10 protein-coding genes are annotated in these 12,298 nt (G+C 72.1%); 6 read left to right on the top strand and 4 right to left on the bottom strand.

Annotated elements, in window-relative coordinates:
- Position 1 precedes the first annotated feature (1 nt).
- Positions 2-1,165, bottom strand: coding sequence for a methyltransferase domain-containing protein (locus ABZ192_RS16040; RefSeq protein ID WP_356925125.1), 1,164 nt, complete (start codon positions 1,163-1,165; stop codon positions 2-4).
- A 140-nt stretch (positions 1,166-1,305) separates the two neighbouring features.
- Here ABZ192_RS16040 and ABZ192_RS16035 point away from each other — a divergent pair, with 140 nt between their 5' ends.
- The 4 genes from ABZ192_RS16035 to groL all read left to right on the top strand — a co-directional run bounded on the left by ABZ192_RS16035 (position 1,306) and on the right by groL (position 5,225).
- A complete protein-coding gene (locus tag ABZ192_RS16035) occupies positions 1,306-2,229 on the top strand; it encodes a polysaccharide deacetylase family protein (protein ID WP_356925124.1) in 924 nt (307 codons plus the stop codon).
- A complete protein-coding gene (locus ABZ192_RS16030; protein WP_356925123.1) occupies positions 2,226-2,972 on the top strand; it encodes a polysaccharide deacetylase family protein in 747 nt (248 codons plus the stop codon). Before ABZ192_RS16035 ends, ABZ192_RS16030 begins: the two co-directional genes overlap by 4 nt.
- Positions 2,973-3,174: 202 nt before the next feature.
- A complete protein-coding gene (gene groES / locus ABZ192_RS16025) occupies positions 3,175-3,483 on the top strand; it encodes a co-chaperone GroES (RefSeq protein ID WP_003974211.1) in 309 nt (102 codons plus the stop codon).
- Positions 3,484-3,599: 116 nt separating this feature from the next.
- The gene (gene groL / locus ABZ192_RS16020; protein WP_356925122.1) at positions 3,600-5,225 is read left to right on the top strand and encodes a chaperonin GroEL; all 1,626 of its coding nucleotides are present in this window, start codon (positions 3,600-3,602) and stop codon (positions 5,223-5,225) included.
- Positions 5,226-5,316: 91 nt separating this feature from the next.
- Here the strand turns inward: groL and ABZ192_RS16015 are convergent, their stop codons facing one another.
- Entirely contained in the window at positions 5,317-6,024 is a 708-nt protein-coding gene (locus tag ABZ192_RS16015) for an ester cyclase (protein WP_356925121.1), read from the bottom strand.
- Between the two features lie 95 nt (positions 6,025-6,119).
- Here ABZ192_RS16015 and ABZ192_RS16010 point away from each other — a divergent pair, with 95 nt between their 5' ends.
- Positions 6,120-9,710 carry a hypothetical protein gene (locus ABZ192_RS16010; RefSeq protein ID WP_356925120.1) on the top strand — a complete coding sequence of 1,197 codons (3,591 nt, stop codon included), beginning with the start codon at positions 6,120-6,122 and terminating at the stop codon, positions 9,708-9,710.
- On the opposite strand, the gene ABZ192_RS16005 is transcribed toward ABZ192_RS16010, so the two are convergent.
- On the bottom strand, positions 9,679-10,452 hold the full coding sequence (locus ABZ192_RS16005) for an SDR family oxidoreductase (protein ID WP_356925119.1): 774 nt from the start codon (positions 10,450-10,452) through the stop codon (positions 9,679-9,681). The genes ABZ192_RS16010 and ABZ192_RS16005 overlap by 32 nt on opposite strands.
- A 119-nt stretch (positions 10,453-10,571) precedes the next feature.
- Complete coding sequence (locus ABZ192_RS16000) at positions 10,572-11,240, bottom strand: MOSC domain-containing protein (RefSeq protein ID WP_356925118.1); 669 nt, start codon at positions 11,238-11,240, stop codon at positions 10,572-10,574.
- A gap of 80 nt (positions 11,241-11,320) precedes the next feature.
- Between ABZ192_RS16000 and ABZ192_RS15995 the strand changes: the two genes are divergently transcribed.
- Positions 11,321-12,217: a LysR family transcriptional regulator gene (locus ABZ192_RS15995; RefSeq protein WP_356925117.1), complete on the top strand. Its 897-nt coding sequence runs from the start codon at positions 11,321-11,323 to the stop codon at positions 12,215-12,217.
- Positions 12,218-12,298 lie beyond the last annotated feature (81 nt).

Genomic DNA, 12,298 nt, shown 5'->3' with positions numbered 1-12,298 from the left:
GTCAGGCCGGGTGCCCGATGAGCATCGCCGGCGCCCCCGCCACCCGGGTCAGGAACACCGTCGCCGCGTGCGGCCCCTGGGGCTTGACCTTCCTGCGGAGTTCCTCCGGCTCGACCGCCGAGCCCCGCTTCTTGACCGTGAGGTTCCCGACCTCCCGCTCCCGCAGCAGCGCCTTCAGCCTCTTGACGTTGAAGGGGAGATGGTCGGTGATCTCGTAGGGGGTGGCGTACGGGGTCGGGCGCAGTTCGTCCGCGGTGACGTAGGCGATCGTCGCGTCCAGCAGCCCGCCGTCGAGCTCCTCGGCCACCTCGGCGACCAGGTGGGCCCGGATGACGGCGCCGTCGGGCTCGTACAGGTAGCGGCCGGGAGGGCGGACCTGCGGGTCGGGCAGGCCGCGGGAGAGCAGGGTTCGGGGGCCCGGCAGCAGGGTGGCCCGTACCGCCCCGGGCTCGGTGCCGAACCACAGCACCGCCTCCTTCACGTCACCGCCGTCGGAGATCCACTCGGCCTCGGCGTCCTCGGGGACCGCCTCGTGCGGGATGCCGGGGGCGACCTTCAGCGCGGCGGCGCGGGGGGCGTGGCGGGCCGCCAACACCGCCCAGGACAGCGGCGGCGAGTACGCCTCGGGGTCGAAGATCCGGCCCCGGCCGCCGCGCCTGGCCGGGTCGACGAACACGGCGTCGTAACCGGCCGTGCCCACCTGCGTGACGTCCGCCTCCCGCACCTCGATCAGGTCGGCCAGCTCCAGCGCCTCGGCGTTCGCCCGGGCCGCCGCGGCCGCCGCCGGGTCCCGGTCGACGGCCAGGACCCGGATCCCGGCCCGGGCCAGGGCGATCGCGTCACCGCCGATGCCGCAGCACAGGTCGGCGACCGAGGTCACGCCCGACTCCGCCAGCCGCCGCGCCCGGTAGGCCGCCACGCTCGCCCGGGTCGACTGCTCCACCCCGTTCGGCGTGAAGAACATCCGCCCCGCGTCCCGCGCCCCGAACTTCACCACCGCCCGCTGCCGCAGCCGCGCCTGGCCCAGCGCCGCCGACACCAGCTCGGCGGGGTGCTCACGGCGCAACCGGGTCGCGACGGCCAGCTCCCGCGCCGGATCGGTGTTCCGCACCTCGTCGAGGAGGGCGCGGCCTTCGGGGGTGAGGAGGAGGGCGAGGTCGTTCACCGGATCATTGTGGGCCACGGGGCGGTGCGGGCGGCCGTCCGGCCCGACCCGGACCGCGTGTGGGCCACTCGGTGGATGCTGCGCCGTCCGTCGCGGTGTCGGGTCCGGTCCGGGGGAGCCGGCTGCGAGGATCCCGCATCATGCGAGCAGTCGTACAAAATGACAAAAGGCGGGCGTCTGGCGGTGTGCGGATCGGCCTCGCCGTCCTCACCCTCGCCGCCATCGCCTCGGGCTGCGCGCAGGGCGACAACGGCCGGGTCACCGCGGCCGGCGGCCAGCAGCCCCTCGACGCGCCCCCGGCCCGCGCGCTCGACTCCTACGCCTCGAAACTGCGCGCCGCGCACGCCGCCCGGGTCGCCGCCGCGCAGCGCTGGGGGCTGCGGACCGTCCCGCTGACCGCCCCGCCGGCCCCCGCGAAGAAGCCGAGGATCAGGACCCGCGAGGGCTTCGCGGTGAAGGGCCACCGGAGACTGAACCTCCCGCCCGTCTTCACCACCGTCCCCACCCGGGACAAGGTCGTCTTCCTCACCATCGACGACGGCGCCGAGAAGGACCCGGCGTTCCTGCGGATGATGAGCGACCTGAAGGTCCCGTACAGCGCCTTCCTCAGCGGCTACCTGATCCGGAACGACTACGGCTACTTCGAGAAGATGCAGGACCGGGGCGTGGTCCTGAACAACCACACCCTCCGCCACCGCCTCATGCGGGGCCTGCCCTACCGCACGCAGAAGCGCGAGATCTGCGGCATGCAGCGCCTCATCGAGAAGCGCTACGGCACGCGCCCCACCCTCTTCCGCCCGCCCTACGGCAGCTACGACAGGGCGACCCTGCGCGCCGCCAAGGCCTGCGGCATCGAGTACGCCCCCCTGTGGAACGAGGAGGTCTTCGCCGACCACTGGGAGTACCGCGAGCGGGACCGGAGACTGCACCCGGGCGACATCGTCCTCACCCACTTCCGCGGCCGCGACCACTGGCAGGGCACGATGCCCGACATGATCCGCCGGTTCCTGGACAAGGTCACGGCCGAGGGGTACGCGGTGGGCCGGCTGGAGGACTACCTGTGAGGCGGCGGTCGCCGACCGCCGTGGTGTGCGCGGGCGCGATCCTGCTGGCCGGCTGCACCGCGGCCGCGGGGGAGCACACGGGTGCGGACGGCCGGGGCCGGTCCCCGGCGCACGCGTCGAGCGACGTCCGCGGGCCGGAGCGAGGCGACCGAGACGGTCTCCCGCCCGTCGTGGACCACGTCCGCACCCGCGACCGGGTGGTCTTCCTGACCTACGACGACGGCGCCGAGCGCGACCCCGGCTTCGTCGCCCTCGTCCGCGAACGGCGGCTTCCGGTCAGCATGTTCCTCACGGACAGCGTCGTGGGTCCCGGCTACGGCCACTTCGCCCGCCTGCGCGCGGTCGGCGCGTCGATCCAGAACCACACCCTCGACCACCCCGCCCTGCGCGGCCTGCCCTACGCCGGCCAGCGCGCCGAGATCTGCGGCCAGCAGCACAAGCTCCGCTCCCGCTTCGGCATCCGCCCCCGTCTCTTCCGCCCGCCCTACGGCACGTACGACACGACGACCCTGCGCGCCGCCGCCGACTGCGGCATCCGGGCGGTGGTCCTGTGGCGGGCGTCCGCGAACGCCGAGGGCGAGCTGACGTACACCAGCGGCCGCCCCGGCCTGCGGCCCGGCGACATCGTCTCTGTGCCGTCGGGCGAGACGGCCTCCCCGACCCTGACCGAACGGACGGAGCGGCTGTTGCGGGAGATCGAGAGGAGCGGGCTTCGCGTGGGGCGGCTGGAGGACTACCTGTAAAGAGCACCTGGCCGACGCGCCGCGGCGAATTAGCAGTCCGCTTGACCGAGTGCTAATCGCAGTCATAGTCTCGGCTCTGGCACTCCCCACTGGAGAGTGCCAACACAGCGACGGGCAGGTCCGGCACCCGCGACGACGGATCCACCTGGTCGCCACCTCAGACAGTTAACCCCGTGAGATCTCCGAAGGGGGAGGTCGGATCGTGACGACCACCAGCTCCAAGGTTGCCATCAAGCCGCTCGAGGACCGCATCGTGGTCCAGCCGCTCGACGCCGAGCAGACCACCGCCTCTGGCCTGGTCATCCCGGACACCGCCAAGGAGAAGCCCCAGGAGGGCGTCGTCCTGGCCGTGGGCCCGGGCCGCTTCGAGGACGGCAACCGTCTTCCGCTCGACGTCTCCGTCGGCGACGTCGTGCTCTACAGCAAGTACGGCGGCACCGAGGTGAAGTACAACGGCGAGGAGTACCTCGTCCTCTCGGCCCGTGACGTGCTCGCGATCGTCGAGAAGTAATTCACCCCAAGCACATTGCTTTGAGCTGCGCCCCTGGCCCCCCGCGATCGATAAGAAGCCGGGCGCCCGGGGCGCAGTGCCGTTAACCCTGATTCCGGAAGAGGGCTCACGCTCCCATGGCGAAGATCCTGAAGTTCGACGAGGACGCCCGTCGCGCCCTCGAGCGCGGCGTCAACAAGCTTGCCGACACGGTCAAGGTGACGATCGGCCCCAAGGGCCGCAACGTCGTCATCGACAAGAAGTTCGGCGCCCCCACCATCACCAACGACGGTGTCACGATCGCCCGCGAGGTCGAGATCGAGGACCCGTACGAGAACCTCGGTGCCCAGCTGGTCAAGGAGGTGGCGACCAAGACCAACGACATCGCGGGTGACGGTACGACCACCGCGACCGTGCTCGCCCAGGCGCTCGTGCGCGAGGGCCTGAAGAACGTCGCCGCCGGTGCCTCCCCGGCCGCCCTGAAGAAGGGCATCGACGCCGCCGTCGCCGCGATCTCCGAGGACCTGCTCGCCTCGGCCCGCCCGATCGACGAGAAGTCCGACATCGCCGCCGTCGCCGCGCTGTCCGCCCAGGACCAGCAGGTCGGCGAGCTCATCGCCGAGGCGATGGACAAGGTCGGCAAGGACGGTGTCATCACCGTCGAGGAGTCCAACACCTTCGGTCTGGAGCTGGACTTCACCGAGGGCATGGCCTTCGACAAGGGCTACCTGTCGCCGTACTTCGTGACGGACCAGGAGCGCATGGAAGCCGTCCTGGACGACCCGTACATCCTCATCACGCAGGGCAAGATCTCCGCCATCGCGGACCTCCTGCCGCTGCTGGAGAAGGTCATCCAGTCCAACTCCTCCAAGCCGCTGCTGATCATCGCCGAGGACGTCGAGGGCGAGGCCCTGTCGACCCTCGTCGTGAACAAGATCCGCGGCACCTTCAACGCCGTCGCGGTGAAGGCCCCCGGCTTCGGCGACCGCCGCAAGGCGATGCTGCAGGACCTGGCGGTCCTCACCGGCGCCACGGTCGTCTCCGAGGAGGTCGGCCTCAAGCTCGACCAGGTCGGCCTGGACGTGCTCGGCTCCGCCCGCCGCGTCACCGTCACCAAGGACGACACCACGGTCGTCGACGGCGCCGGCAACAAGGACGACGTGCAGGGCCGTGTCGCCCAGATCAAGGCCGAGATCGAGACCACCGACTCCGACTGGGACCGCGAGAAGCTCCAGGAGCGCCTCGCGAAGCTGGCCGGCGGCGTGTGCGTCATCCGTGTGGGTGCCGCCACCGAGGTCGAGCTCAAGGAGCGCAAGCACCGTCTGGAGGACGCCATCTCCGCGACCCGCGCCGCGGTCGAGGAGGGCATCGTCTCCGGTGGTGGCTCCGCTCTGGTCCACGCCGCCAAGGTCCTCGAGGGCAGCCTCGGCAAGACCGGCGACGAGGCCACCGGTGTGGCGGTCGTCCGCCGCGCGGTCGTCGAGCCGCTGCGCTGGATCGCCGAGAACGCCGGCCTGGAGGGTTACGTCATCACCTCCAAGGTCGCCGAGCTCGACAAGGGCCAGGGCTTCAACGCCGCCACCGGCGAGTACGGCGACCTGATCAAGGCCGGCGTCATCGACCCGGTCAAGGTCACCCGCTCCGCCCTGGAGAACGCCGCCTCCATCGCCTCCCTCCTGCTCACGACCGAGACCCTGGTCGTCGAGAAGAAGGAAGAGGAGGAGCCGGCCGCCGCGGGCCACGGCCACGGCCACGCCCACTGAGGCACCGACCTCTGCGAGAGGCCCCCGTTCCGCCGCGTGCGGAACGGGGGCCTCTCCCTTGTGGCGGTCCCGTCATGAGGGTGAGGTCCCCTCACAACTCCAGCGGATCCAGCGCCCCGAGCTGCTGCATCAGCCCCAGCCGGTCGTACTGCCACCAGCCCTCGGCGAGCTTCCCGTCCGGCGTGCAGCGGTGGATGGTCGTCCCGGTCATGGTGACGTCCTTCCCGGTCGGCGGAATCCCGAGGAAGTCACCCTTGTGCCTGCCCCGGAAGGTCCACCGGGTGCAGACCCGGTCGCCCTGGGCGATCTGGTCCTCGATGGTGAACGAGAAGTCGAACCCGCCCCGCCACACCTCCACCTCGCGCCGCAACGCGTCCAGCCCGATGACGTCCTGCACATTGGCCGGATCGTGGTCGTGGTAGTCCTCGATGAACACGTCGTTGAACGCGGGCGCCGCACCCTGCCCGGGCGCCAGCTCGAAGAACCTGCGCGCCGTGGCCGCGTTCAGCTGCTCGTCCCGCACCACGTCCAGGTCCGTGAACGTCGGCGCCTCGTCGCAGAGCGCCACCATGTCCTGGAAGATCCGGTCGGTCTCCGGAAGCCCGGAGTTGCGCATCGCGTCCTCGTACGACGGGAACTCCACGATCTCGACGATGTGCGAGGAGTCGGCCCGGTCCTTCGCCACGACACTGTGCGTAGCGGTCCGTTTCCCCTTGGTCTGCTCGACCCACCTGTCCATCAGCCGGTTCATCTCGTCGAGCCGGCTGGTCCTGCATTCGATGAGCTGTACGAAGGTCATGGCCTCGCCTCCGGCCCCCCTGGGTCCGGCTGAACAGTTCCATTGTCCCCACGCGAGCCGCTCGTCGCCTCCCGGCCCTTTGGCATCATGAGGCCATGCGCTGGTGGGGGAAGCGGGGGGAGCGGTCGGTGGCCGCGGGTGGGGACATCGCCCTGGCCGTCACGGGCGATCACAACCGCATCCTGCTCGTCCCGGCGGTGCGTTCGGCGTACTGGGAGCAGGTCCGCCGCATCGCCCCGCCCCGACTCGTCGACCGCGAGGAGGAGTTGGCCGACCTGTCCGCCTTCGGCACGGCCGACTCCGGCCCCGCGTACGCCTGGTGGCGCGCGGGCGCCTGGGCCGGCAAGACGGCACTGCTGTCGTGGTTCGCCCTGCACCCTCCGCAGGGCGTACGGATCGTGCCGTTCTTCATCACGGCCCGCCTGGGCGCCCAGAACGACGTCGCGGCGTACGTGGACGTCGTACTCGAACAACTGGCGGAGCTCGCCGGAGAGGCCCTGCCCGCCCACCTGACCGTGGCGACCCGCGAGGCCCACCTCCTGTACCTGTACGGCGCCGCCGCCCGCGCCTGCGCCGAGCGCGGACAGCGCCTGGTCCTCCTGGTCGACGGCCTGGACGAGGACCGCGGCGTCACGACCGGCCCGGACGCCCACAGCATCGCGAGCCTGCTGCCCGCCCGCCCGGAGGCCGGCATGCGGGTCCTGGTCGCGGGGCGGCTCAACCCGCCGCTGCCCGGTGACGTACCCGAGGACCATCCGCTGCGCGACCCCGCGATCGTACGGACGCTGTCGCCCTCCCCGTACGCCCGGGCGATCCGCGCGGAGGCGGAACGCGAACTGAAGCGGCTGATCGGGACGGGCGGCCTGGAGCACGACCTGCTGGGCCTGGTCGCGGTGGCGCGCGGTGGCCTGACCGCCGAGGACCTGGCCGCCCTGACCGGCGCGGTTCCGTACCGGGTGCGGGACGTCCTGAGCACCCGGGCGGGACGGACCTTCGGCCTGCGCGTCGACGTCTACCTGCTCGGTCACGAGGAGCTGCAGTCCCAGGCGGAGGAGATGCTCGGCCCGTCCGAGACGGACCTCTACCGCGCGAAGCTGCACGCCTGGGCGGAGGAGTGGCGCGGGCGGGGCTGGCCGGAGGGCACGCCGGACTATCTGCTGCGGGGGTACTTCCGGCTGCTGAACGTGACGCGAGACGTGCCACGGGTGGTCGGCTGGGCGACGGACGCGGCACGGCACGACCGATTGCTGGAGGTGACCGGCGGCGACGCCGTGGCACTCGCCGAGATCCGGGTCGCCGAGGATCTTCTCATCGAGAGCGGCGTCCCCGATCTGACGGACAGTGTCCGGCTGGCCATCCGGCGTGAACAGCTCGAATCCAGGAACGAGGCGATCGACCGCACCCTGCCCTGGGCTTGGGCCGCTCTCGGGCACTTCCACCGGGCGGAGGCCCTCGCGTTGAGCATTCCGAGCCTGGCCGACAGAGCACTCGCCTTGGTCGACGTGGCGGCGCAGTACGTCGCTTGCGCGGAGACCGGCGACGCCGTACGGCTTCTGCTGCATGCCGAGCGTGCGGCCCTCGAAACGCCCTACAACATCGAGGGCGAGCAGGACCTGGCCCTGGCCGCGACGAGCCGCGGTTGGGTGAGCGCCGGCCTGTTCGACCGGGCCGAGAAGCTCCTTGGCTCCGTCGCTGACGAGGAGGTCCGAGCGGAGCTGCTGTCGGACCTGGTTCGCGCACGGGCCCGCGTCGGCGCTTTCACGGAGGCCCGTCGGCTCTGCAGCGACGAGCCCGAGCTTCGCGTACAGGCCCTCGGCAGCGCGGCCCTGGCCGTCGCCCATACCGAGGCCGGGGACGACGAGGGTGCGCGGACGCCCGCCGAGGACGTGGGCGGGGAGGCCACAGCCCTGGTGCTGGCCCACGTCGCCGGAGCCATGCTGAGCTCCGGGCGCAGGGCAGCCGCAGGCCGTTTGCTCGCGGCCGTCGACCAGGAAATGCGCCCCGGTCCGTTGCTGACGGACGTGGTCAGGGCACTCGCGCAGGCCGGCGAGACCGGCCGTGCCAAGGCGGCCGCCCTGCTGCACGAGAACAGGCAGGAACGGGACCGGGCACTAGAGGCAGCCGTAGTGGCCTGCGCGACGGCGGGCGATCCCGAGGGCGCGGCAGCGCTCGCCCAGGGCATCGAGGATGCGGAAGCCGGTGCAGCGGCGCTCTGGGGCCTGGTCACCGGACTGGTGAAGACAGGCGCCGTCGAACGGGCCGAAGAGCTCGCCCAGCGCATCGAGCAGCCGGAGTACCGGGTTCTCGCGGTGTGCGACGTGGTACGGGCGCTGACGGACAGCGGGGAATACAACCGGGCCGAGGCCCTCGCACGAGGGGAGACACACATCGGCGTCGACGACGACCCGATGGCCGTGGTGGTCGAGGCGCTGGCCCGTTCAGGAGACGTCTCCCGTGCCCGTGAACTGGTCGGCTCGGTCAAGTTCAACGCCGGATACTTCGCCCTGGTGCGGGGCGTCGTGGCCACGGCGACGGACCCGGAGTCCATGGGGAAGGCCGCCGAGGTGGTCGCCGAGGTCGAGTCCGAACTGCGGGCGCACGGCGGCCCACCGCTCCTGGACGCCGTCCACGCTGCGAAGATGCTGGCCGAAGCCGGACACATCACCGCGGCACGGCGGCTGCTGGACGGTGTCGAGGACCGCGTCCTTCCGGCTCCCGGACACGACTCGGACCCCGACGATGTGGGCCCACAGATCTGGGCGGGCGTGGCAGCCGAAGCCCTGGCGTGGGCAGGGGAGGTCGACCGCGCAGAGAGGCTGACGGACCGTATGGCGACCTCCCATGTCGTGTTCCTGGCGCAGAGCGCGCTCGTCGACAGGCTCGGGGAAGCCGGGGAGTTCGAGCGGGCCGAAGCCGTGGCGGAGCGCGCGGATCCCGGAGCTCGCGATCTCCTGTGGTGCGACATCGCCGGAAAGGCCATGGCCGCCGGTGACACGGCGAGAGCCGAATCGCTGGCCGGGAAGGTGGCCGCACCGACCGACCGGGTACGGGTCTGGGCCCGGATCGCGGCGGCCTTCGCCCGGTCCGGTGACCATGAGCGGGGGATGGAGGCTCTCAGGGAAGCACTGTCGCACTACGAGCCGGTACCGGAGGCGTCGTGGGGCATCGACGACGTGCTGCGCGCGTTCCTCCTGCTGGGACAGGAGGAAGCGGGCGAGAAGCTGTTCGCCGACATCACCGACAGACCCGAACCCGTGCCCGCCTTCTTCGACGGGATCGCTCGCGTCCTGGTGGAGGCGGGACAGACCGAGCGCGCGCAGGAATGGATCGCGGGTCTGGCCGGCGGGCGCGGCGGCGGGCTTCGTCAGCTCTCGCTGGCCACGGCACTGCTCGAAGCCGGTCACATCGACCGGGCCGAGGACGTGGTCCGCAGCCTCTGGTCCCCCGACGGGGAGCCGAGTCAGGAGGAGACGCGGGCCTGGGTTGCCCTCGCTCCCGTGGTCGAGGCCGCCCGTGGGCGCCTGCTTGCCGCGCGGGCGATGCGGCACGAGAGGCTGCTGGACACCCTGCCGGCCGTGGTCCGGATCGAACCCCGCGCCATCCCGCTGGTGATCGAGGCTCTGCGCGGGCCGGCGGCGAGCGCCGAGCCGGACCCTACTGAGGCCCGTACTTCCGACCCGTCCTAGACGACACCGCCCCGAGCACCCCCCGCGGCACCAGCTTCGCCGCGCCCATCAGCGCCTTGTAGCGCGGGTCCGGGATCGACACCGTCTTCCCGCGCGCCAGGTCGTGCAGTGCCGCCGCCACCAGCTTGTCCGCGTCGAGCCACATCCATGCCGGGATGTTGTCCGTGCCCATGCCGGCCCGCTCGTGGAACTCGGTGCGCACGAAGCCGGGGCACAGCGCCATCAGCCGTACGCCGCTGCCGGCCAGGTCGCGCGCGGCGCCCTGGGTGAACTGCACGACCCAGGCCTTGGACGCGCCGTAGGTGCCCCGCGGGACGAACGCGGCCACCGACGCGACGTTCACGACGCCGCCGCGGCCGCGCTCCCGCATGGCCTCCGTCGCCGCGGACGTCAGCCGCAGCACCGCCTCGCAGTGCACCTTGAGCATCCGCAGCTCGTCGGGCATGGGCACGTCGAGATAGCGGCCCTTGTTGCCGAATCCGGCGTTGTTGACCAGCAGGTCGACGGGGTTCTTGCGGTCGCCCAGCCGGCCGGCCACCGACTCGATGCCCTTGTCCTCGGCGAGGTCGGCCGTCAGCACCTCCGCCTCGATGCCGTGCCGGTCGTGCAGCTCGGTCGCCTGCTCCCGGAGTCGCTTGGTGTCGCGGGCCACCAGCACCAGGTTGTGCCCGTCCGCCGCCAGTCGCCGCGCGAACGCGGCCCCGATGCCTGCCGTCGATCCCGTAATCAGAGCCGTTGTCATGGCAGCAGGTTAGTGACCTGGACCATGTGCATCCGCTTGCCTGCGGGGGTCCCGCCGGTGAAGGGTCGGTGCAGACCCGCGCGGCGAGCGGCCCGTGAGGGCCGAGCGGCGAGCAGCCGTCAGACCCCGTGCTTCTCCGCGTACTCCCTCGCCAGCCTCAGGGACTCCGGGTGCAGCGCCTCACCCGCCGGCAGCAGCCGCGGCAGCAGCGTCCGCTCGGTGGTCACCGCCCGGAACTGGAGGGCCACGGTCACCTCGTGCCCCGGCCGGTGCACGATCTCCACAAGGTCGCCGGCCTGAATCTCGCCGGGCTCGATCACCCGCAGATACGCCCCGGGCGCGCCCCGCTGCGTGAACCGCTTCACCCACTGCTTCTCACCCAGATGGCTCTGGAACGTGCGGCACGGGATCCGGCCGCAGGTGACCTCCAGCACCACCTCGAGCCCGACGCGCCAGCGCTCGCCGATCCGCGCGCCCGACACGTCGAGACCCTGTGTCGTGAGGTTCTCGCCGAACGACCCGTCGGGCAGCGTCCGGCCCAGCTCGCGTTCCCACGCGTCCATGTCCTCGCGCGCCATCGCGTAGACCGCCTGGTCGTCGCCGCCGTGGTGCTCCAGCTTGCACACCGCGTCCCCGGCCAGCCCGCTCCCGCCGACGCCCTTGGGCCCGGGCGCCGAGACCCGCACCGGCCCGTCCACCGGCCGCTTGTCGATTCCGGTCACACCCTCCGGGTTGTCCGTGTACGGCACGGGCTTGGCGTGGCCCAGATTCACAGACAGAAGCTCCATGCCCGCACGGTAGGGGAACCGGGCCCAAAGCGTCGACGCATTATTCGGAGCGGCTTCAAAGGGTCGCTTATCCTCGAAGGGTGATCGAAGCCCGTCATCTCCGTGTCCTGCGCGCCGTCGCGGCCACCGGCTCCTTCTCCGCCGCGGGCCGCGAACTGGGGTGCACCCAGCCCGCCGTCAGTCAGCAGATGAAGGCCCTGGAAGCCTCCGTCGGCACACCTCTGCTGATCCGTACGGGACGCGAGATGCGCCTGACCCAGGCCGGTGAGGCGCTGGTGCGGCACGCCGCCGGGATCCTCGCCGGGCTCACGGCCGCGGAGGAGGAGGTCGCCGCCATCGCCGGGCTGCGCGCGGGCCGGGTCCGGCTCGTCTCCTTCCCCAGCGGCAGCTCCACGCTCGTGCCGACGGCCCTCGCCGCCCTGCGCGACGCGCACCCCGGCACCCGGGTCTTCCTGGAGGAGGCCGAACCGCCCGCGTCCGTCGGCATGCTGCGCGAGGGTGACTGCGACGTGGCGCTCGCCTTCCGCTACGAGGGGGCGGCGGGCGCCGAGGAGTGGGACGACCTGGTCGTACGGCCGCTGCTGACGGACCGGCTCGTCGCGCTCGTTCCGGAGCGGCACCGGCTCGCGGGCGCACAGTCCGTCGCGATCGGCGAACTCGCGCGGGAGCCGTGGATCGCGGGCTGCCCGCGCTGCCGCGGCCAGCTCGTCGAGGTGTGCGCGGCGGCCGGCTTCACCCCGCGCATCGACTTCGCGACCGACGACTACCCGGCGGTCGCCGGCCTGGTCGGCGCCGGTCTGGGCGTGGCCGTGCTGCCCCAGCTGGCCATCGAGTCCGTACGGCCCCGGGGAGTTCGGACCGTGACGCTGGAACCGGCGGTGCGCCGGGAGATCGTCGCGCTCACCCTGCCCGACCTCGCACAGGTCCCGGCGGTGGCGGCGACGCTCGGCCAACTGGCACGGGCCGCCCGCCGCTAGCCACAGCGCAGGCGCCGGCCGCGGCGCAGGTGCGTCCAATCACAGCGCAGGCGCGTCAAAAACCGACGGCACGCGTGCGCG

The sequence above is a fragment of the Streptomyces sp. NPDC006235 genome (genome assembly GCF_040613735.1).
GTDB lineage: Bacteria > Actinomycetota > Actinomycetes > Streptomycetales > Streptomycetaceae > Streptomyces.
This window is presented reverse-complemented; position numbering and strand designations above follow the sequence as displayed.